The 20696-nt window shown below is 71.5% G+C and carries 19 protein-coding genes and 1 tRNA gene; 14 read left to right on the top strand and 6 right to left on the bottom strand.

What is annotated here, in order from left to right:
• Positions 1-38: 38 nt before the first annotated feature.
• The 4 genes from OVA02_RS08990 to OVA02_RS08975 form a co-directional block, all read right to left on the bottom strand.
• Positions 39-1370: an NAD(P)/FAD-dependent oxidoreductase gene (locus tag OVA02_RS08990; protein ID WP_056045118.1), complete on the bottom strand. Its 1332-nt coding sequence runs from the start codon at positions 1368-1370 to the stop codon at positions 39-41.
• A 120-nt stretch (positions 1371-1490) separates the two neighbouring features.
• Positions 1491-1817 (bottom strand): hypothetical protein, encoded by a 327-nt coding sequence (locus tag OVA02_RS08985; RefSeq protein ID WP_056045115.1) that lies wholly within the window; start codon positions 1815-1817, stop codon positions 1491-1493.
• A 97-nt stretch (positions 1818-1914) separates the two neighbouring features.
• Complete coding sequence (locus OVA02_RS08980; protein ID WP_056045111.1) at positions 1915-2892, bottom strand: aldo/keto reductase; 978 nt, start codon at positions 2890-2892, stop codon at positions 1915-1917.
• 55 nt (positions 2893-2947) lie between these two features.
• Complete coding sequence (locus OVA02_RS08975) at positions 2948-3877, bottom strand: alpha/beta hydrolase fold domain-containing protein (RefSeq protein ID WP_056045108.1); 930 nt, start codon at positions 3875-3877, stop codon at positions 2948-2950.
• A gap of 177 nt (positions 3878-4054) precedes the next feature.
• Between OVA02_RS08975 and OVA02_RS08970 the strand changes: the two genes are divergently transcribed.
• Positions 4055-5005, top strand: coding sequence for a ferritin-like domain-containing protein (locus OVA02_RS08970; RefSeq protein WP_043594964.1), 951 nt, complete (start codon positions 4055-4057; stop codon positions 5003-5005).
• A 129-nt stretch (positions 5006-5134) separates the two neighbouring features.
• Here OVA02_RS08970 and OVA02_RS08965 read toward each other — a convergent pair.
• Positions 5135-5219: transfer RNA gene (locus OVA02_RS08965), tRNA-Leu, on the bottom strand.
• A 109-nt stretch (positions 5220-5328) separates the two neighbouring features.
• On the opposite strand from OVA02_RS08965, the gene OVA02_RS08960 reads away from it, so the two are divergent.
• From OVA02_RS08960 to OVA02_RS08940, 5 genes are all read left to right on the top strand, one after another.
• A complete protein-coding gene (locus OVA02_RS08960) occupies positions 5329-6657 on the top strand; it encodes a M20/M25/M40 family metallo-hydrolase (RefSeq protein WP_056045105.1) in 1329 nt (442 codons plus the stop codon).
• A 28-nt stretch (positions 6658-6685) separates the two neighbouring features.
• Positions 6686-7528 (top strand): undecaprenyl-diphosphate phosphatase, encoded by an 843-nt coding sequence (locus OVA02_RS08955; protein ID WP_056045103.1) that lies wholly within the window; start codon positions 6686-6688, stop codon positions 7526-7528.
• A complete protein-coding gene (gene mshC / locus OVA02_RS08950; protein ID WP_267658016.1) occupies positions 7525-8787 on the top strand; it encodes a cysteine--1-D-myo-inosityl 2-amino-2-deoxy-alpha-D-glucopyranoside ligase in 1263 nt (420 codons plus the stop codon). The genes OVA02_RS08955 and mshC overlap by 4 nt, the downstream gene beginning before the upstream one ends.
• 130 nt (positions 8788-8917) lie before the next feature.
• The gene (locus OVA02_RS08945; protein ID WP_267658015.1) at positions 8918-10264 is read left to right on the top strand and encodes a sensor histidine kinase; all 1347 of its coding nucleotides are present in this window, start codon (positions 8918-8920) and stop codon (positions 10262-10264) included.
• A complete protein-coding gene (locus tag OVA02_RS08940) occupies positions 10261-10956 on the top strand; it encodes a response regulator (RefSeq protein ID WP_056045093.1) in 696 nt (231 codons plus the stop codon). Before OVA02_RS08945 ends, OVA02_RS08940 begins: the two co-directional genes overlap by 4 nt.
• 61 nt (positions 10957-11017) lie before the next feature.
• Here the strand turns inward: OVA02_RS08940 and OVA02_RS08935 are convergent, their stop codons facing one another.
• Entirely contained in the window at positions 11018-11929 is a 912-nt protein-coding gene (locus OVA02_RS08935) for a proteasome assembly chaperone family protein (RefSeq protein WP_056045092.1), read from the bottom strand.
• A gap of 121 nt (positions 11930-12050) precedes the next feature.
• On the opposite strand from OVA02_RS08935, the gene OVA02_RS08930 reads away from it, so the two are divergent.
• The 8 genes from OVA02_RS08930 (at position 12051) to OVA02_RS08895 (ending at position 20660) form a co-directional block, all read left to right on the top strand.
• A complete protein-coding gene (locus OVA02_RS08930; RefSeq protein ID WP_233568315.1) occupies positions 12051-12743 on the top strand; it encodes an HAD family hydrolase in 693 nt (230 codons plus the stop codon).
• A 67-nt stretch (positions 12744-12810) separates the two neighbouring features.
• Complete coding sequence (locus OVA02_RS08925; RefSeq protein WP_056045090.1) at positions 12811-13860, top strand: tRNA (adenine-N1)-methyltransferase; 1050 nt, start codon at positions 12811-12813, stop codon at positions 13858-13860.
• A 106-nt stretch (positions 13861-13966) separates the two neighbouring features.
• Positions 13967-14896 carry a hypothetical protein gene (locus tag OVA02_RS08920; RefSeq protein ID WP_056045089.1) on the top strand — a complete coding sequence of 310 codons (930 nt, stop codon included), beginning with the start codon at positions 13967-13969 and terminating at the stop codon, positions 14894-14896.
• A 24-nt stretch (positions 14897-14920) separates the two neighbouring features.
• A complete protein-coding gene (locus OVA02_RS08915) occupies positions 14921-15943 on the top strand; it encodes a helix-turn-helix transcriptional regulator (RefSeq protein ID WP_056045087.1) in 1023 nt (340 codons plus the stop codon).
• Positions 15936-16928 carry a helix-turn-helix transcriptional regulator gene (locus OVA02_RS08910; RefSeq protein WP_056047399.1) on the top strand — a complete coding sequence of 331 codons (993 nt, stop codon included), beginning with the start codon at positions 15936-15938 and terminating at the stop codon, positions 16926-16928. The genes OVA02_RS08915 and OVA02_RS08910 overlap by 8 nt, the downstream gene beginning before the upstream one ends.
• Before the next feature lie 104 nt (positions 16929-17032).
• Entirely contained in the window at positions 17033-17326 is a 294-nt protein-coding gene (gene tatA / locus OVA02_RS08905; protein ID WP_056045086.1) for a twin-arginine translocase TatA/TatE family subunit, read from the top strand.
• Positions 17327-17404: 78 nt separating this feature from the next.
• Complete coding sequence (tatC, locus tag OVA02_RS08900; protein WP_056047397.1) at positions 17405-18160, top strand: twin-arginine translocase subunit TatC; 756 nt, start codon at positions 17405-17407, stop codon at positions 18158-18160.
• A gap of 4 nt (positions 18161-18164) precedes the next feature.
• Complete coding sequence (locus OVA02_RS08895; RefSeq protein WP_056045084.1) at positions 18165-20660, top strand: DEAD/DEAH box helicase; 2496 nt, start codon at positions 18165-18167, stop codon at positions 20658-20660.
• Positions 20661-20696 lie beyond the last annotated feature (36 nt).

The following is a 20696-nucleotide window of genomic DNA, read 5'->3' as shown; positions in this document are numbered from 1 at the left end:
TCACCCGGGACGCGCCTCCTTCTCGAGGTCGGTCGCTACTACTTCTTCGCGTCGACCTTCGGCGTCACCTTGAGGAATCCCGCGCGCGGGTCGCCGAGACCCACCAGCGGGGTCGTGTCGCGGCCGCCGACGAAGTTCGTCACCCAGCCCGACAGGATGCGGAACTTCCGGTTCAGCGTCGGCATCGCGTACAGGTGGTAGCCACGGTGGGCCATCCAGGCCGGCACGTTCTTCAGCTGGAGGCCGAACATGCTGGCCGCGCCCTTGCCGATGCCGTAGCTCGCCACGGTGCCGAGCGACTCGTGTCGGTACTCCTTGACGGGCTCTCCCGACAGGGTCGCGATGACGTTGTCGGCCACGGTGACCGCCTGGCGCACGGCGTTCTGTGCGTTCGGCGGGTAGTACGCCGGCTGCTTCTCGGCCAGCAGGTCGGGGACCTGCGCGCCGTCGCCGAGGGCCCAGACGCCGTCGAGCTTGTGGCCGTCCTCGGTCTGGACCTGCAGGGTCGCGCTGACGTTCACGTGTCCCTTCGGGCCGAGGGGGAGGCCCATGTCGCCGAGCACCGGGTTCGGCTTGACGCCGGCCGTCCAGACGATCGTGCCGGCGGGGATGGTCTCGCCGTCGCTCAGCACGACGTCGCCGTCGACGCACGAGGGCATCGTCGTCTTGAGGCGGATGTCGATGCCTCGACCGCGCAACTGGCCCAGGGTCCACTTCGAGAGCTCGGGACCGACCTCGGGGGCGACGCGGTCCAGGGCCTCGACGAGCACGAAGCGCAGTTCGTCGCGCGACAGGTTCGGGAACGTGTCGACGGCGGAGTTCGCGGCGTCGGACAGTTCGGCGAGGGCCTCGACGCCGGTGTAGCCGCCACCGACGAAGACGACGGTGAGGAGCTTGCGGCGGACGGCCGGGTCCTTGACGCTCGCCGCCTCGGCGATGTTGCCGAGGATGCGGTCGCGGACGTACTGAGCCTCTTCGACGCTCTTGAAGCCCACGCCGTTCTCGGCCAGGCCCGGGGTCGGGAAGGTCCGGGTGACCGCGCCGAGGGCGACGACCAACTGGTCGTAGGCGATGTCGCTGGACTCGCCGTCCGCACTCGTGACGGTGACCTTCTTGGCCTCGCTGTCGAGCCCGGTGACCGACGCCTCGACGACCTTCGTGCGCTTGAGCGTCTTGCGCAGCGGCACGGTGACGTCGCGCGCGGCGATGTGGCCACCGGCGACCTCGGGCAAGAACGGCTGGTAGGTGAAGTACGGGGCCTGGTCGACGAGGGTGATGCTCGCCGCCTGGGGTGGGTGTCGCTTCTGCAGTTCGAGTGCAGTGGTGAGCCCGGCGGAACCGCCGCCGAGAATTACGATTCGCTTGGTCATGTATGTGTTCCTCCCTCAGACGACCGTACCCCCGGGGCCGCCTGCCGGAACGCCACACGCCGAACGGCCCGGCACCCCTCGGGGGCCGGGCCGGGCACGGCCACGCGTCGGCCGGTGGGGTCAGCGACCGCCGTCGAGGTCGCTCTGCGTGAACGACCCGTCCGGTTCGCCGTCGTGGGGACCGCCGTCGGCGGCCGGCTCGTCCGGGACCTGCGCGTCGACGTACGACCCGTCGCCCTCGCTCGTGCCGGCCTCTTCGGTGTAGGTGCCGTCGGCCTCGCTCGTGTCGGCCTCTTCGGTGTAGGTGCCGTCGGCCTCACCGTCGTGCGGCCCGCGCGTGCGGGTGCCGCCGTCGAGGTCGTCGTCGACGTACGAGCCGTCCTCGCCCGAGGTGGGTCCGCCGGTGCTCGGCCGGTCGTGCTCGTGGTGGTTGGCGTCGCTGCCCATGGGTGATGCCCTTCGTCGAGGTCGGTCGGCGTCGTCGCCGCCCGTGCGGCTCACCCTAGACCGACGTGGTGCCGGTCGACCGGGCGGGACCGTGCCGTCAGAACCCCTCGTTCTCGCGGGTCACGTAGGGCGACTCCAGCGCGTCGAGCTCGTCGTCGGTGAGCCACAGGTCGACCGAGGCCACGGCGTCGTCGAGGTGCTGCATCTTCGTGGCGCCGACGATGGGGGACGTGACCGCGTCCTGCTGCCGCACCCAGGCCAACGCGACCTGCGCGCGAGGAACGCCCCGCGCCTCCGCGACGTCGGCGACGGCCTGCGCCACGAGGCGGTCACCGTCCTCGCGCTGCTTGTAGAGCGTCTGACCGAAGCGGTCGGTCTCGGTCCGGGCCGTGGTGGCGTCCCAGTCCCGGGTCAGCTTCCCGCGGGCCAGGGGCGACCAGGGCAGCACGCCGACGCCCTGGTCCAGGCAGTAGGGGTGCATCTCGCGTTCTTCCTCGCGTTGGATCAGGCTGTACTGGTCCTGCATCGAGACGAAACGCGTCCAGCCCCCGAGGTCGGCCGCGTGCTGCATCGAGGCGAACTGCCAGGCCCACATGCTCGAGGCGCCGATGTAGCGGGCCTTGCCGGCCTTGACGACGTCGTGGAGCGCCTCCATCGTCTCCTCCACGGGCACCTCGGGGTCGAAGCGGTGGATCTGGTACAGGTCGACGTAGTCGGTGCCGAGCCGGCGCAGGCTGTCGTCGATCGCGCTCATGACGTGCCCCCGGCTGAGCCCGGCCCCGTTCGGGCCGGGACGCATGCGGCCGTGCACCTTGGTCGCCAGGACGACCTCCTCGCGGGTCGCGAAGTCCCGCAGGGCCCGCCCGACGATCTCCTCGCTGGTGCCGTCCGAGTAGACGTCGGCGGTGTCGAAGGTCGTGATGCCGAGCTCGAGCGCCCGCGAGATGAACGGGCGGCTCTCGTCCTCGGGCAGGCTCCACTCGTGCGTCCCGCGGTCGGGCACGCCGTAGCTCATGCACCCCAGGGTCACCGCCGAGACGGTCAGGCCGCTCGTGCCCAGTCGTGCGTACTCCATGTGTGGCACCTCTCGTCGTCGAGGCGGGGCACCGACGCCCGCGCCGACTGCGACCCTACGCGCGGGGCGGCGCGGTCCGGCCCGCGATCGACGCGTCCCCTCGGATCACCGAGGCGGCGTGTCGGAGCGCCCGCCGCGCCTCCGGGGTCCAGGGCGCGCCGACGAAGTCGTGGAAGGCACCGCGGTACAGCCGCAGCTCGACGCGTCCACCCGCCGCGGTCACGCCGGCGGCCAGCCGCTTCACGTCGGGCGTCAGCAGGTCGCGATCGCCGGCGTAGGCGAACACGGGCGGGAGACCCGAGAGGTCGCCGCGCACCGGGCTGACGAGGGGGTCGGCCGGATCACGGTCGCCGGCCCACCACCGACCCGCGGCGACGAGACCGTCGCGGGCGAGCATCGGGTCGAGCGGTGCGACCTCGTCGATCGCGGGGGAGTCGAGCAGGGCGTCCACCCACGGCGAGAAGAGCACGAGGGCGTCGGGTGCCGGTCGGCCGGCGTCGCGTCCCCTCATGGCCGCGACGAGGGCGAGCGCCCCGCCCGCCGAGTCGCCGGCCACGACGACGCGGGACGGGGAGGCGCGTCGCACGTCCTCGAGGACGGCGTCCAGCAGCGGCAGCGCGTCGTCCACGTCGTGGGCCGGGGCGAGCCCGTAGAGGGGCACCGTGACGACGGCCCCGGAGGCGCGGACGAGACCCGCGAGCAGGTTCCAGTGCGTGGCCAGGACGGGGTGCACGTAGGCACCGCCGTGCAGGTAGACCACGTGGACGCCGCTCGGGGCCCGACGCGGACGGAGCGTGACGACGCGCTCACCACCGACCCGCGCCTCCTCGACGGTCGCGACGCGGTGCACCGCTCGCGTGACCGGCGCGGCGGAGCCCTGACGGGCGACCGAGCGGACGAGCGAGTCCTCGGACTCGGTCGAGCGGGGGCGGAGGCGGAGCCGGAGGCGCAGAAGAGCACGCGTCGCGGCCATCGAGAGCGACATGACCCGACCCTACGGGCGCCGGGGACGACCAGGGGAGGCGGGGGCTACCGGACGGGAGGCGAGGGGGCTAGCTTGTCCCCCGAACGGGTCACCCGACCCCGACGTCGCCGGTGCCGTCATCTGGGAGCGCGCACCGACGGCACACCTCGCTGCACGAACACACCCGAAGGAACGACGATGTTCGACACACGCTTCATCAGCAGTGCCATCTCCCGGAGCGCCGAGACCCCGATCGATCGACGACGGCTGCTCGCCGCCGCCGGGGTCACGGGCCTCGGCACGGGGCTCGCCGCGGTCGCCGCGACGCTGCCCGCCCAGTCCGCGGCCGCCGTGTCGCCCTCCGACGAGGTGATCAGTGATGCGACGATCCTCAACTTCGCACTCAACCTCGAGTACCTCGAGGCGGAGTTCTACCTGCGGGCCGTCACCGGCTCGGGGCTGCCCGCCGACCAGATCACGGGCATCGACCCCCAGGGCGGCGTCGTCGGCGGCGCACCCGTGCCGTTCAAGACCACGATCGTCAAGCGCATCGCGCAGGAGATCGCGGCGGACGAGAAGGCGCACGTCTCCTTCTTGCGGTCGGCGCTCGGGGGCGCGAAGGTGTCGCGACCGGCGATCGACCTGCAGAGCAGCTTCACGGCGGCGGCCCTCGCGGCAGGTGTCATCACGCCGGGCCAGACCTTCGACCCGTTCGCCTCGGAGGAGAACTTCCTGCTCGGGGCGTTCATCTTCGAGGACGTCGGCGTGACCGCCTACAAGGGGGCCGCACCCCTGATCTACAACAAGACCTACCTCGGCGCGGCCGCCGGCATCCTCGCGGTCGAGGCGTACCACGCGGGCATCATCCGCACCACGCTGAACGCCAAGGGACTGCAGGTGCCCGCGACGAAGATCTCGGACGCCCGCGACTCCCTCGACGGGTCGACGGACGACGACCAGGGTCTGACCCTCGGTGGCGTCCAGAACCTCGTGCCGACCGACGCCAACGCCATCGTCTACGGACGGACCGCCGAGCGCGTGCTCAACGTCGTGTACCTGACGCCGAACCAGATCGACAAGGGCGGGTTCTTCCCGCAGGGCATCAACGGCTCGATCGTCGCCAGCGGCAACCCCGGCAGCGCGGTCTGACGACCGACGAAGGCCGGAGAACCAAGGAAGGCCCGCACACCGGGGTGTGCGGGCCTTCCGTCGCTTGCGAACAAGCATCTGTCTCAACACAGATCTGGTGAAACGCCTCTGGAGAGAGAGTGTTTCGAGTGTCCGAGGGGGGACTTGAACCCCCACGCCCTATACGGGCACTAGCACCTCAAGCTAGCGCGTCTGCCATTTCCGCCACCCGGACTGGATGGTGCCGACCGAAGCCGACACGAAAGATTAGCACGGCTCGGAGGGCCCTCGTGACCACGGCCACGTCCGTCGGCGTGAGCGGCGCGGCAGGTAGCGTGGGGCGCATGACGACGACCCCCACGAGCACCGGCCCGACCGAGCCCGAGCTCGACGAGACGGCCCGCATCGCCCGCGACCTCATCCGGTTCGACACGTCGAACTACGGCGGTGGGCGGTCGAACGGCGAGGCGGATGCCGCCGAGTACGTCGAGGCGGCCCTCCGCGACCTCGGCCTCGAGCCGCAGCTGTTCGAGTCCGAACCCGGCCGGGTCAGCGTGATCGCCCGGGTCGAGGGCGCCGAGCCGGCGAAGCCCGGACTGGTGGTGCACGGCCATCTCGACGTCGTGCCCGCCGACCCCGCGAACTGGTCGGTCGACCCGTTCGGCGGCGTCGTCCGCGACGGCATGCTCTGGGGGCGCGGCGCCGTCGACATGAAGAACATGGACGCCATGATGCTGACGGCCGTCGGCGACATCCTGCGGGCGGGCGAACGACCGGCCCGCGACCTCGTGCTGGGCTTCCTCGCCGACGAGGAGGCCGGGGGAGTCCTCGGCTCGCACTTCCTGGTGAAGGAACACCCCGGGTTGTTCGACGGCGCCACCGAGGCGATCAGCGAGGTCGGTGGCTACTCGACCTTCATCGACGGTCGACGCTCGTACCTGCTGCAGACGGGCGAGAAGGCCCTGATCTGGATCAAGCTCAGGGCTCGGGGCACCGCCGGCCACGGCTCGCAGATGATCGAGGCGAACGCCGTGACGCGCCTGGCCGAGGCGGTGGCAGTCCTCGGCCGCCAGCAGTGGCCGATCGTGCTGACGGACACGACGACCGCCCTGCTGGGCGAGGTGGCCCGCATCCTCGACGTCGACGTGCACGAGGTCGCACCCGACGAACTGGTCCTGCGCACCGGCACCGCCAAGGGCTTCATCCGCGGCTCGCTGCGCACGACGACCAACCCCACGATGCTGACGGCGGGCTACAAGCACAACGTCGTGCCCGACACGGCCGAGGCCCTGGTCGACATCCGGTGCATGCCGGGGCAGGAGGCGGCGGTGCTCGCCGAGGTCCGGGCCCTGATCGGCGACGACGTCGAGATCGAGACGATGCACACCGACATCGGGCTCGAGACGCCCTTCTCGGGGCCCCTGGTGGACGCCATCACCGCCACCCTCGACCGGCACGACCCGGGAGCACCCGTCCTGCCCTACCTGCTCTCGGGCGGCACCGACAACAAGGCCCTCAGCCTGCTCGGCATCGCCGGGTACGGCTTCGCCCCGCTCCGGCTCGACGAGGACATGGACTTCCCGGCCATGTTCCACGGCGTCGACGAACGGGTCCCGCTCGACGCACTATCCTTTGGCAGTCGCGTCCTGCGGGACTTGTTGTCGACGTACTAGCAACCCCCGCACCAGAAGGGTCACCCGCGTGGAGCATCTCCTCCAGGCACTCCTGCTCGGCCTCGTCCAGGGCCTCACGGAGTTCCTCCCCGTCTCGTCGAGCGCCCACCTGCGGCTCGTCGGCCTGTTCTTCAGCGATCCCGGGGCGGCGGCCGAGTTCGACCCGGGCGCCACCTTCACGGCGATCACGCAGCTCGGCACCGAGCTCGCGGTCGTCATCTACTTCCGGCGCGACATCACCCGCATCGTCTCGCGCTGGTTCGCGGGCGTGACCGGCAAGATCCCCCGCACCGACCCCGACGTCCGCATGGGCTGGCTCGTCATCATCGGCACCGTCCCGATCGTGCTCGTGGGGTACGTCGCCCAGGAGTACATCCGCACGGTGTTCCGCTCGCTCTGGATCGTGGCGATCGTCCTGATCGTGTTCGGCGTCCTTCTCGGACTGGCCGATCGTCTCGGCAAGAAGACCGAGCGCTTCGAGGACATGCGCTACGGCCACGGCATCGCCGTCGGCGTCGCCCAGGTGCTGGCGCTCTTCCCCGGCGTCTCGCGGTCGGGTGCCACGACGACCACGGCACTCGCACTCGGCTACACGCGTCCCGCCGCCGCCCGGTTCTCGTTCCTGCTCGCCGTGCCCGCCGTCTTCGGCAGCGGTCTCTACGAACTCGTCCAGAGCTTCAGCGACCCCGGGCCCTACTCGCTGGGCGAGACCCTGGCCGCCACGGTCGTCGCGTTCGTCGTCGGCTTCGTCGTCATCGCGTTCTTCATGAACTACATCTCGCGCCGCAGCTTCGCCCCGTTCGTGGCCTACCGCATCGTGCTCGGCGTCGTCCTGCTCGTCCTGCTCGGCACGGGCGTGGTGGCCGCATGAGGTCCTGGGCAGAACCCGACGTCCCGCGCCTCCCGGGCCTGGGAGACCTCCCGGCGCTCCACGACACGTCGACCGGCACGGTGCACCCGACCGAGGTCGACGGGTCGCGGGCCGGTCTCTACGTGTGCGGCATCACGCCGTACGACGCCACCCACCTGGGTCACGCGTCGACCTACCTGGCCTTCGACACCCTGCTGCGCGTCTGGCGCGACGCCGGGGTCGAGGTGGTCTACGCGCAGAACACGACCGACGTCGACGACCCGCTGCTCGAGCGGGCGACGGCCACCGGCGTCGACTGGCGGGAGCTCGCGGACGGCCAGACCGACCTCTTCCGCAGCGACATGCAGCACCTGGCCGTGGTGCCGCCGACGCACTACGTCGCGGTGACCGAGGTGGTGACCGACGTCGCCGACGCCGTGGCGCGCCTCCTCGACCGGGGTCTCGCGTACCCCGTGCCGACCGATGCCTCGAGCGCCGGCGACGACCTGTACTTCGACGTCCGGGCCGCCGAGCGCGACACCGACTGGCACCTGGGGCTCGAGAGTCGCTACGACGCCGAGACGATGGCCCGGTTCTTCGCCGAGCGCGGCGGCGACCCCGATCGCGCCGGCAAGCGCGACCCCCTCGACCCGCTGCTCTGGCGCGCGGCCCGCGACGACGAGCCGTCGTGGCCCACCACCGTGGGCGCCGGCCGACCCGGTTGGCACATCGAGTGCACCGTCATCGCCCAGCAGCACCTCGACGTGCCCGTCACCGTCAACGGCGGCGGGAGCGACCTGGTGTTCCCGCACCACGAGATGAGCACGGCGCACGGCACGGCCCTCACCGGCCGCCCCTACGCCGTCCACCACACGCACACCGGGATGGTCGGCTACCAGGGCGAGAAGATGAGCAAGTCGCTCGGCAACCTCGTGAAGGTCAGCGAGCTCGTCGCCGCGGGCCGCGACCCCCGCGCCGTCCGGCTCGCCCTCCTGGCGCACCACTACCGCTCCGACTGGGAGTGGTTCGACGCCGACCTCGTCGCCGCCGAACGTCGTCTCGAGCGCTGGCTCGCCTGGGCAGCCACGAGAGCAGGAGGCGCGGTGCCGGTCCCGGCCCCCACCCCCTTGGTCGTCGGCCTGCGCTCGTCGCTGGCGGACGACCTCGACACGCCCTCGGCCCTCGACGCCGTCGACGCCGTCGTGGCCCGGGGAACGGCCCCGTCCGAGGTCGACGTCGACGCCGTGCAGGCGCTGCTGGGCATCGACCTGCGCACCTGAACGCCGCCGACGGCGCCGAGGCGACCGGTCCGTCCCGGCACCCGGACGAAACGGGTCGTCCATCCCGTTCTCCATGCGCATGCATGAGTCTTCCTCAATCAGCACGCCCGTCTGCCCTACGATGGTCGGCGTGGAGACGTCGACGACCGCCCCGGCCCCGGCCGCGACGCCGGGCGACGCCCGCCGGCCGCTCACCCGACGCGACACCCGCGTCGACCTCTGGATCACCGCCCTCACCGCGGCGCTCGGCCTCGTCACGCTCTGGCTCAGCGCCGTCATCGTCGAGGACGCCGACGGGGCGGGTTCGCCCTCGACCCTCGAGAGCGTGCTGTGGCTCCTGGGCCTCTGCGCCCCGCTCGCCTTCCGACGGCAGCGTCCCGTGGCCGTCCTCGTCGTCGTGTCGGCCGTGTTCCTGGCCGCCCAGCTGCGGGGCTACCCCGACACCCTCACCCCGTCGATCGTCGAGTTCGTGGTCATCTTCACCGCGAACGCCTGGGCCGCCCGGCGCGCCCGTGCGCTCGTCGTCAGCGTCGTCGTGACCGCGGTCATGTTCGTCTGGCTCGGCGTGTGGCTGCACTCCGTCTACGTGTCCGACGCCGAGGCACCCGACCCCGTGACCCTCGCCACGATCGCCTACACGCTCGTGTCGAACGGCATCGTCCTCGTCACGGCCATCGCGTTCGGCCGGGCGGCCCGCGTGTCGGCCACCCGGCTCCACGCCCTCGAACGCACGGGGGTCGAGCTGCGCGCCGCCCACGAGGTCGCCGGCGATCGGGCCATCAACGAAGAACGCACCCGCCTCGCCCGTGAGCTGCACGACGTGGTCGCCCACCGCGTGGCCGTCATCGGCATCCAGGCGGGCGCCGCCCGGCGGACGCTCGACCGGCCCGACATCGCACGAGGCGCCCTCTCGGCCGTCGAGGGCACGGCGCGGACGACCATCGACGAGCTCGACCGCCTGCTGTCCGTCCTGCGCTCGCGGGACGGCGAGGCCGGGTCCGGCCCCTCGGGCCTCGGCGCCCTGCCCGAACTCATGGCCGACACGCGGGCCCTGGGCCTCGACGTCCGGTTCTCGGTGCACGGCGACGCCCGCGACGTCCCCGAGAGCATCGGGGTCACCCTGTACCGCATCACCCAGGAGGCCCTGACCAACACCCTCAAGCACGGCAACGCCTCCCTCGCCGAGGTGCACCTCCGCTACGGCGACCGGACGATCGAGGTCGAGGTCGTCGACGACGGTCGTCCCGGCCCCATGCCCTATCCCGGCGCGAGAATCCCGCAGGGATCGACGGCGACCGGCCCCGGACTGGGCCAGCGGGGCATGCGCGAGAGGGTCGACCTGCACGGGGGCGAGCTCCAGCTCGGCCGCCGCCCGCGCGGGGGCTACCGGGTGTGCGCGGTCCTGCCCGTGAACGCCTGCGCCGACGCCCGCCCCCTCGACCACGTCACCGCCGCCGAACCCTCCGAGAGACCATGACCGACACGACCGCCCCCGTCTCCGTCCTGCTCGTCGACGACCAGGACCTCGTCCGCACGGGTTTCCGCATCATCCTCGACACCGCACCCGACGTCCGCGTCGTCGGCGAGGCCTGCGACGGGCTCGAGGCCGTCGACCTCGTCCGGCGGCTCCGCCCCGACGTCGTCGTCATGGACATCGAGATGCCCGTCCTCGACGGACTCGAGGCCACGCGTCGCATCCTCGCGCAGTCACCCGGGGGCGGCCCGGCGGTCCTCGTCCTGACGACCTTCGGCCGGGACGACTACGTCTTCCGGGCCCTGCAGGCGGGGGCGAGCGGCTTCCTGCTCAAGACGGCGACGCCCGAGGACCTGATCGAGGCGATCGCCGTCGTCCACCGCGGAGACGCCCTGCTCTCGCCCCAACTCACCCGTGCCGTGGTCGAACGCGCCGTGGGCGACCCCGCGACGACGCGCGTCGTCGTCCCCAGCCCCGCACTGGCGACCCTCACCGAACGCGAACGCGAGGTGCTCGACCGGTTGGCCTCGGGGGCCTCCAACGCCGAGATCGCCCGCCGGCTGTTCCTGGGCGAGGCCACGGTCAAGACGCACGTCTCCAACGTGCTCGGCAAGCTCGGCCTCCGCGACCGGACGGCGGCCGTGGTGTTCGCCTACGAGAACGGCGTCGCGGTCCCGGGCGGGCCCGCCACCTGACCGGGGCCGTCGTATCGGGCCCCACCCCGCCCCTCCTGACGGGTCGTCGCCGGCGGACCGGTCAGGGGACCGGGGGGTACCGCGGGTCGTCCGGTCGTCCGTCCCCTCCCTTGCCGTCGCGCCGACGGAGGTACCGTTCGAACTCCTGCGCGATGGCCTCACCGCTCGCCTCGGGGCTGTCCACCGTGTCGCGGGCCTGCTCGAGCTGCTCGATGTAACCCGCCATGTCCTCGTCGTCGGCGGCGAGGGCGTCGATGCCGGACTCCCAGGCCGTCGATTCGGCGGCGAGCTCGCCGCGGGGGATCGTCACGCCCGAGAGCTCGTCGAGCTTCTCGATGAGCGCGAGCGTCGCCTTGGGCGACGGGGCGTTGTGGACGTAGTGGGGGACGGAGGCCCAGATCGACAGGGTCGGCACGCCCGCGGCCTCGACGGCGTCGGCGAGGACCGACAAGATGCCCACCGGCCCCTCGTAGGTGCTGCGCTCGAGGGTGTACTCGTCGCGGACGGCCTCGTTCTCGCTGCTGACGAAGACCGAGATGGGCCGCGTGTGGGGGACGTCGGCGAGCATGGCTCCGAGGAACACCACGCCCGTGACGTCGTGCACGTCGATCAGGTCGACGATCTCGGCGGCGAAGCCGCGCCAGCTCCGCGACGGTTCGGCACCGAGCAGCACGAGCACCTCGGTGGTGGGCGACGACGGGTCGCGGGGGAGGACCGTCGCGGCGTCGGCGGCCGCGTGCAGCTGGATGCGCGGCCACACGAGGGTTCGCACCCCGTCGTCGTCGAGCCCCACCTGCGGGCGGTTGAACTGGTAGTCGATGTACCGTTCGCCGTCGAGTTCGGCCACCGGTTCGAGCGAGAGGGTCTCGACCAGGCTGCGCGCGACGCCGCTGGCGGCCTCGCCGGCGTCGTTCCAGCCCTCGAAGGCGACCACCAGCAGGCGTCCCGCAGCGAAATCCGACGTGTTCGTCAACCTGAGTCCTCACCGTGCCGGAAGGGCGTCCGGCGCTTGACCCTCCACGATAGACCGTGACCGCCACCAGGAGGCGCGGGCCGGGAGGCCACGTCGACCAGGCCCGGTAGACTCGTCCGCCGTGACCGAAACCCTGCCCGCCGCCGTCCTGTGGGACATGGACGGAACCCTCGTCGACACCGAACCGTACTGGTTCCTCTGCCAGGTCGAACTGGTCGAGTCGTTCGGCGGCACCTGGAGCCGTGAGGACGGCGACGCCATGATCGGGAGCGGCCTGTGGCAGTCCGCCCGGGTCCTGCAGTCCCACGGGGTCGACCTGACCGAGGACGAGATCATCGACCGCCTGACCACCGCGGTCCTCGAGCGCGCCGCGGTCGAGATCCCGTGGCGTCCCGGGGCGAAGGAACTCCTCGCCGAGCTCCGCCGAGAAGGCGTCCCGACCGCCCTGGTCACCATGTCCATCCGCCGCATGGCCCAGTTCATGGTCGACGCCATCGAGTTCGAGGCCTTCGACGCGATCGTCGCCGGCGACGACGTCGAGCACGCCAAGCCGCACCCCGAGGCCTACCTCCGGGGCGCCGCCCTGCTGGGCGTCGACCCCGCCGACTGCATCGCCATCGAGGACAGCACGCCCGGCCTGGCCTCGGCCGTCGCCGCCGGCACCGTCGCGATCGGCGTCGAGCACCACGCACCGCTCGCCGACGACGGCCCCTACATCCGCCGCGACACCCTCGTCGGCACCACGGTCGACGACCTCCGCGCGTTGCACCGGGCCGGCCGTGCCGTCCGCGACCAGGCGACCTCCGACTCCTGACCCCGGTGCGCACGCCGCGCCTCCTGCACCCCTCGGGGTGCGACCCGACCGAAAGCAGCACCCTCGCATGACCGCGTTCCGCCGCCAGTCCGGCCCCTTCGTCGAAGGCGACAAGGTCCAGCTCACGGGCCCCAAGGGCAAGATGAACACCATCGTGCTGACCCCGGGCGCCGTGTTCCACACGCACCGCGGCATGATCGCGCACGACGACGTCGTCGGGTTGCCCGACGGGTCCGTCGTCCCCAGCACGACGGGCGACGAGTACCTCGCCCTCCGTCCGCTGCTGAGCGACTTCGTGATGTCCATGCCCCGGGGCGCGGCCATCGTCTACCCGAAGGACGCCGCCCAGATCGTGGCGTTCGCCGACATCTTCCCCGGCGCGACGGTCGTCGAGGCGGGCGTGGGTTCGGGTGCGCTGTCGCTCTGGCTGCTGCGGGCCGTCGGCCCCGAGGGTCGCCTGGCGTCCTTCGAGCGCCGACAGGAGTTCGCCGACGTCGCCGAGGGCAACGTCGCGAGCTTCTTCGGTGCCGAGCCCGAGAACTGGACGGTCACGGTCGGCGACCTGGCCGACGAGTTGCCCGCGGCGATGCCCGACGGGACGGTCGACCGGGTCGTGCTCGACATGCTCGCGCCGTGGGAGAACGTCGACGTCACGGCCGACGCCCTCAAGCCGGGCGGTCTGGTGATCTGCTACGTCGCCACCGCGACACAGCTCTCGCGCACGGCCGAGGCCCTGCGCGCCTCCGAGGCCTTCACCGAGCCCGACGCGTCCGAGACGCTCGTCCGCGGCTGGCACGTCGAGGGCCTCGCCGTCCGCCCCGACCACCGCATGATCGGGCACACCGGCTTCCTCCTCACCGCCCGCCGGCTGGCACCGGGAGCGGTGCTCCCGCAGCTCAAACGACGCCCCTCCAAGTCCGACTACAGCGATGCCGACGTCGAGGCCTGGACGCCCGGCGCACTCGGCGAGCGGTCGGCCAGCGACAAGAAGCTGCGCAAGACGGCACGCCAGGCCCGGACGGCGGCCGAGGCCGCGATCGCGGCGACCGAGGCCGTCGACGGCACCACCGACGGAGCCGGCGCCGACGGCACGTCGACCGGTTCCACCCCGGCCTGAGCATCGTCGAGGGCTCCGACCACCCCCGCTAAGCTGTCCCCGCATCCGAACGACCCGACCGGTCGCCCCACCCGACCCCCCGGTCGCCTCCACGAAATGAGTCCCCGTGCGCAAGATCCCCGCCCTCGTCGTGACGGTCGGCCTGCTCGCCTCGATGACGGCCTGCTCGAGCACGGCCGGCCCCGGCTCCGCCGGCTGCCCTCCCACGGGTGACGCCGCCTCGGTCGTCACCGCGACCGGCGACTTCGGCACGAAGCCCGACGTCGACGTGCCGACGCCGATCGTGACCAAGAAGACCGAGGTCTCGACGCTCATCGAGGGCGACGGTCAGCGACTCGTCGACGGCACCCCGGTCGTCATCGACTACACCCTGTTCGACGGCAGCACGGGCCAGGAACTCGAGGACAGCGGCTACGACGGCTCGACGAACGTCCCGTTGACGGTGGGCGGGCAGACGCTCGCCCCGCTCGTCGACGCGTTGGAGTGCTCCACGGTGGGGTCGCGCGTCGCGGTCGCCGTCAAGGCCAGCGACCTCTCGGCATCGATCAACGGCGCCGCGTCGACCCCGAACGACGATCCCGACGCCGCCTACGTCGCCGTCGTCGACGTCAAGCGGGCGTTCCTCGCGAAGGCCGACGGGGCCCTCCAGCTCGGCGCGGACGGCCTGCCCGCGGTGGTCACCGCCCCCGACGGTGCACCCGGCATCACGATCCCCGCGGGTGACGCCCCCACCGACGAGGTCGTGCACCTCGTCCGCAAGGGGCACGGTCCTACGTTGACCGCCGACGACTCCGCCGTCGTGCAGTTCACGGCCGTCACCTGGAGCCAGCCGTCCACGGTCGCGGGGTCGACCTGGACCAACGGCGGTTCGGCGACGCCGGTCGACCTCGGCGACGAGCAGATCCCCGACGACATCCGCTCGGCCCTGGTGGGCCAGCAGGTCGGCTCGCAGGTCATGGTCGTGCTCCCCGCGACGTCCGACAGCGGTGGCTCCGCCTACGTGTACGTGTTCGACGTGCTCGGGGCGATCCGATGACCCGGCCCTGCTGAGCCGGTCGCCGTGCCCACTGCCCGCACCCCCCGCGTCCCCGTCGAAGAGCGACTCTTCAGCCTCGTGTTGGCCTTGCTCGCGACGGACTCCGGGTTGAGCAAGACCGAGATCCTGTCGACCGTCCAGGGGTACCGCCAGAAGTACTCGCGCTCGGGTGACAACGCCGCGCTCGAGCGGCAGTTCGAGCGGGACAAGGACGACATCCGCGAACTGGGCGTCCCCCTCGAGACGATCGACGACCCGGCGGCGGCAGGCAACAACCAGGCACTCCGCTATCGCATCCCGCGGGGCGCGTACGAGCTGCCCGAGGACATCTCGTTCTCGTCCGAGGAGACCGCCCTCCTCACCTTGGCGGCGATGGTGTGGCGCGAGGGGTCGCTCTCGCACGAGTCCCGACGGGCACTCCTCAAGTTGCGCTCGCTCGGCGGCGCGGCGAGCGTTCCCGAGCTCGAGTACGCCCCTCGGCTCCGTTCCCGCGACGCGGCCTTCGAGCCGCTGCGGACGGCGCTCGACCGGGGCGTCGTCGTCCGGTTCGACTACCTGAAGCCCGGTGACGAGTCCGCCCGCCGGCGCGAGGTCGCCCCGGCAGCCCTGGTGCAGCACCAGGGCCGGTGGCTGGTGTCGGCGGTCGAGGTCGGCACGGGGGCACTCAAGACCTTCCTCCTGTCCCGTGTCGTCGGCCCCGTCCAGCTGACCACCACCCCGTACACGAGACCCAACGACGCCACGGCCGAGCGCGCGCTGGCCGACCTCGAGCAGGTCTGGCGCGATCGCACCGCGACCGTCCGCGTCGAGCCCCTGTCCGACGCCGAGACCCGACTCGGCAAGCGCCGTGGCACGACCCGTCTCGATGCCGACACGCTCCTCGTCCACTGGACCGACGACAACCTGCTCGCCGACGAGCTGGCCTCCTTCGGTCCCGAGGTCACCGTCGTCGAACCCGACGGTCTCCGTGCCCTGGTGCGCACCCGCCTCGAGGCCGTGCTCGCCGCCCACACCACCGGCCCGGTCGACGGGGGTGCCCGTGGCTGAGCCCCGCGGTGCCCTCCACGCGGCCGACAAGCTCGCCTTCCTGCTGTCGCTCGTCCCGTGGCTCATGGACCACGAGCGAGTCAGCGTGGCCGAGGCGGCCGCGCACTTCGGCGTGAGCGTGGGCGAGATCCGGCGTGCGGTCGAGCTGATCGCCGTCTCGGGCGTCCCTGGCGAGACGACGCAGTACCAGCACGGCGACCTCTTCGACATCGCGTGGGACGACTTCGAGCAGAACGACGTCATCGTGCTGACCAACCTCGTCGCCATCGACGACTCGCCACGGTTCTCCGCCCGCGAAGCCGCCGCCCTCATCGCGGGCCTGCAGTACCTCTCGTCGCTGCCCGAGAACGCGGACCGCGCGGCCATCGCCACACTGATGAGCAAGCTGTCGCGTGGGGCGTCCAGCGAACCGAGCCAGGTGGCCGTCGACCAGTCCGAGACGAACGAGGTCCTGGGGCTCGTCGGCCGGGCGGTCGAGGCGGGCGTCCAGCTCGAGTTCGACTATCGCGGCACCCGGGGGGTCGCGGAACGACGGCGGGTGGACCCGCTGCGGGTCGAGTCGGTCGACGCCGACTGGTACCTCAGGGCCTGGGACCACCTGCGCGAGGCTCCCCGGACGTTCCGACTCGACCGGATCGCCTCCCCGGCGCTCACCGCGACTCCGATCGCTCACCGGGCCGACGACGTCACCCTGCCCGAGACGCTGTTCGAGGGGTCTCCGGACGACCTGGTCGTGGTGCTCGACCTCGACGCCGCCGCGGCGCCGCTCCTCGCGGACTACGGTCCCGACGAACCCGAACCCCTCCCGCACGACCGCGTGCGCCTCCGGTTGCGCGTCAACCGACTCGGCACGCTCTGTCGCCTCGTGGCGGGACTCCCGGGTCACCCCGAGGTCGTCGGGCCCGAGTCGGCGCGCTCGGCCGTGGCCGACTGGGCGCGTCGGGCGATCGAGCGTTACGACGTCGACCCGTCCGTCACTCCCTGAACGTCCGGCTGCGGCACGCCCTGTGCATCGCCTGCGCCGTGCCTGCCGCAGACGAGGCCGCACGGTAGAGTGGACGTCACCCTGCCCCGCAAGGAGACCCCATCATGTTCGGAAACGCGCTCTCAGGCTGGCACCTGATCATCATCCTGGCGATCGTCCTGTTGCTCTTCGGTGCGCCGAAGCTCCCGGCCCTCGCGAAGAGCATCGCCCAGTCGATGCGCATCTTCAAGAACGAGGTCAACAGCGACAAGAAGGAGTCGGCCGTCGACGACGACCTCGAGGACCGTCCCGTCCGTCGTCCGGACGACTCGTCCGCCCGGTACACCGACGGTCCGACCGCACGACGCGTCGACGACTCGTACCCGTCGCCGAACCGCGACGTCCCGCCGAAGTCCTGACGCGTGGCCACGACGACGACTCGTGGCGACAGCACCCAGGGGAGGGGCACGGGCCGCAGCCGAGGCCGTGACGGCAAGATGTCCCTCGGGCAACACCTGCTCGAGTTGCGCAAGCGACTCTTCATCTCCGCCCTGGCCCTCATCCTGGCTGCTGTCGCCGGTTGGTTCCTCGCGCCCTTCGTCCTCGACGCCCTGAGGTCGCCGGTCGAGGCGATCGCGGCGGCACGCACGGGTGAGACCACCCTCAACTACTCGAACATCACGGGCGCCTTCGACCTCAAGCTCCAGATCGCGGTCACCGTCGGCGTCGTCATCTCGAGTCCCGTCTGGCTGTACCAGGTCTGGGCCTTCATCGTTCCCGCCCTCGTGCGCAAAGAGAAGCTCTACGCCGTCGGCTTCATCGGCACCGCCATCCCGCTCTTCCTGGGCGGCTGCCTGGCGGGATGGTACGTGCTGCCCCACATCGTCGAGGTCATGACCGGCTTCGTCGACACCCAGGACGCGACGATCATCGAGTCGAAGGTCTACTACGACTTCGTCCTCAAGCTGGTGCTCGCCGTGGGCATCGCCTTCGTCATGCCGGTGTTCCTGGTGCTGTTGAACTTCGTGGGCGTCGTCTCGGCCGCCGCCATCGTCAAGGGCTGGCGGGTGGCCATCCTCGTCATCGTCCTGTTCACCGCGATCGCGACCCCGTCGGCCGACATCTTCTCGATGTTCCTCCTGGCCATCCCCATGATCGTGCTGTTCTTCCTCGCCGCCGGCGTCGCCTGGCTGCACGACCGCCGGGTCGCGAAGCGGGCAGCCGCGCTCGACGCCGAACTCGCGGCGGGGTGACCCGGTGAGCCCCGACCTCAGTCCCGCGGAACGCTTCGCCGCGGCGAAGACGCGAGACAAGACCCCCAAGCTCCAGGCCTTCCGGTCCCGTCTCGGCTTCGCCCTCGACCCGTTCCAGCTCGCCGCGTGCGCCGCCCTCGAAGCGGGCGACAGCGTCCTCGTCGCGGCACCGACCGGCGCCGGCAAGACCCTGGTGGCCGAGTACGCGATCCACCTCGCCATGCAGGACCCGCGGGCCAAGGTGTTCTACACCGCACCCATGAAGGCACTGAGCAACCAGAAGTTCCAAGAACTCGTGGCCGAGTACGGAGCGTCCGAGGTCGGGCTGCTCACCGGTGACACGAACGTGAACTCCCGGGCGCGCATCGTCGTGATGACGACCGAGGTGCTCCGCAACATGATCTACGCCGGGTCCGAGATGCTGACCGACCTGCGGTACGTCGTCCTCGACGAGGTCCACTTCCTGGCCGACCGGTTCCGCGGCGCGGTCTGGGAAGAAGTCATCATCCACCTGCCGCTCGACGTGCGGCTCATCTCGTTGAGCGCCACGGTGTCGAACGCCGAAGAATTCGGCGACTGGCTCCAGACGGTCCGGGGGAGCACCGAGGTCATCGTCTCCGAGGACCGTCCCGTGCCCCTCGACCAACACGTCCTGGTCGGGGGCAAGTTCCTGGACCTCTTCGACTCCTCGGGGCAGGCCGCGACGAACCGGGTCAACCCCGAGCTCCTGCGCGCGACCTCGCTCGGTCGACGCGGCGGGCGGAGCGGTGGTCGTCGAGACGGCCACTCGGTGGGTCGGACCGGCCCCCGGGGCCACGTCGTACCTCCGACGCAGGGCGGTCCCGGTCGCCTCGACCGCTGGAAGATCGTCGAGATGCTCGACGACCAGAACCTGCTCCCCGCCATCTTCTTCGTCTTCAGCCGGGTCGGCTGCGACCAGGCCGTGTCCCAGGTGCTGAGGTCGGGCATCCGTCTCACGACCGCCGACCAGCGTCGTGAGATCCGCGAGATCGTCGAGGCCCGTTGTCGCACCCTGCGCGACGAAGACCTCGCGGTCCTCGGCTACTGGCGGTGGCTCGACGGGCTCGAGCGAGGTGTGGCGGCCCACCACGCCGGCCTGTTGCCGGCCTTCAAGGAAGTCGTCGAAGAGCTCTTCCAGAAGAAGCTCGTCAAGGTCGTGTTCGCGACCGAGACGCTGGCGCTCGGCATCAACATGCCGGCCCGCACGGTCGTGCTCGAGAAGCTCGAGAAGTTCAACGGCGAGGCTCGGGTGCCCATCACGCCCGGCGAGTACACCCAGTTGACCGGTCGTGCCGGTCGCCGGGGCATCGACGTCGAGGGCCACTCGCTCATCCAGTGGCAGCAGGGTCTCGACCCGCAGGCCGTCGCCTCGTTGGCCTCGCGGCGCACCTACCCGATGAACAGCAGCTTCCGGCCGACGTACAACATGGCCGTCAACCTCATCGAGCAGTTCGGGCGATCCCGCACCCGCGAGGTGCTCGAGACGTCGTTCGCACAGTTCCAGGCCGACCGCTCGGTCGTCGACCTGGCCCGCAAGGTGCGATCGCAGCAGCAGTCACTCGACGGCTACGCCGCGTCGATGGCGTGCCACCTGGGTGACTTCGGCGAGTACACGATGCTGCGTCGAGAGGTCGGCGACCTCGAGAAGCAGGGGGCGGCCCGGGCCGACTCGCAGTCGCGGGCCGAGCGCGACAAGCGTCAGCGTCGCATCGGCGAACTGCGTCGGCAGGTGCGGACGCACCCCTGCCATGCCTGTCCGGAGCGCGAACAGCACGCCCGCTGGTCCGAGCGCTGGTTCAAGCTGAAGAAGCAGACCGACCAATTGTCGGCGCAGATCCGCAGTCGGACCGGCGCCGTCGCCAAGGTCTTCGACCGGGTCACCGACGTGTTGCTCGACCGCGGCTACCTCGTCCCCACGGGCACGAACGCAGGAGGGGCGGGTCGCGTCCCGCGGGACGTCGAGGTCACCGTCGCCCCGACCGGTCGCACGTTGCGGCGCATCTACGGCGATCGCGACCTGCTCGTGGCCGAGAGCCTGCGCCTCGGTGTGTGGAACATGCTCGACGTGCCGTCCATGGCGGCCATGGCGGCCACCCTCGTGTACGAGCCCCGTCGGGACGAAGGCCAGCTCTCCGAGCGATTCCTGCCTCGCGGCGAGTTCCGTGCCGCGCTCGACGCCACGCAGCTGCTCTGGGCGGAACTCGACGACCTCGAGCACGAGCACCACCTTCCGGGCAGCCAGCCCCCGGCACCGGGTCTCGCCCTCGCGATGCACCGTTGGGCCCGCGGTGCCGCACTCGATTCGGTGCTCGACGACGCCGACCTCGCCGCCGGCGACTTCGTCCGCTGGACGAAGCAGACGATCGACCTGCTCGACCAGCTGTCGGTCGTGGGGGACCTGCCGGTCGGTCCGACGGCCCGGCAGGCGCTCGACGCCGTCCGTCGCGGCATCGTGGCCTACACCGCGGTCGGCCCCTGACCCTCCTCCCCGACGAGGCCGGACGTCCGCCGAGGA

It is taken from the genome of Frigoribacterium sp. SL97, assembly GCF_026625765.1.
In the GTDB taxonomy this organism is placed as follows: Bacteria; Actinomycetota; Actinomycetes; order Actinomycetales; family Microbacteriaceae; genus Frigoribacterium.
The sequence above is the reverse complement of the archived record's forward strand: the minus strand, read 5'-3'. Positions and strand labels throughout refer to the sequence as shown.

Excerpts from the sequence above, each read along its gene's own strand:
- OVA02_RS08990 (WP_056045118.1), bottom strand. The coding sequence starts at position 1,370 with ATGACCAAGCGAATCGTAATTCTCGGCGGCGGTTCCGCCGGGCTCACC.
- OVA02_RS08985 (WP_056045115.1), bottom strand. The coding sequence starts at position 1,817 with ATGGGCAGCGACGCCAACCACCACGAGCACGACCGGCCGAGCACCGGC.
- OVA02_RS08980 (WP_056045111.1), bottom strand. The coding sequence starts at position 2,892 with ATGGAGTACGCACGACTGGGCACGAGCGGCCTGACCGTCTCGGCGGTG.
- OVA02_RS08975 (WP_056045108.1), bottom strand. The coding sequence starts at position 3,877 with ATGTCGCTCTCGATGGCCGCGACGCGTGCTCTTCTGCGCCTCCGGCTC.
- OVA02_RS08970 (WP_043594964.1), top strand. The coding sequence starts at position 4,055 with ATGTTCGACACACGCTTCATCAGCAGTGCCATCTCCCGGAGCGCCGAG.
- OVA02_RS08960 (WP_056045105.1), top strand. The coding sequence starts at position 5,329 with ATGACGACGACCCCCACGAGCACCGGCCCGACCGAGCCCGAGCTCGAC.
- mshC (WP_267658016.1), top strand. The coding sequence starts at position 7,525 with ATGAGGTCCTGGGCAGAACCCGACGTCCCGCGCCTCCCGGGCCTGGGA.
- OVA02_RS08940 (WP_056045093.1), top strand. The coding sequence starts at position 10,261 with ATGACCGACACGACCGCCCCCGTCTCCGTCCTGCTCGTCGACGACCAG.
- OVA02_RS08925 (WP_056045090.1), top strand. The coding sequence starts at position 12,811 with ATGACCGCGTTCCGCCGCCAGTCCGGCCCCTTCGTCGAAGGCGACAAG.
- tatA (WP_056045086.1), top strand. The coding sequence starts at position 17,033 with ATGTTCGGAAACGCGCTCTCAGGCTGGCACCTGATCATCATCCTGGCG.
- tatC (WP_056047397.1), top strand. The coding sequence starts at position 17,405 with ATGTCCCTCGGGCAACACCTGCTCGAGTTGCGCAAGCGACTCTTCATC.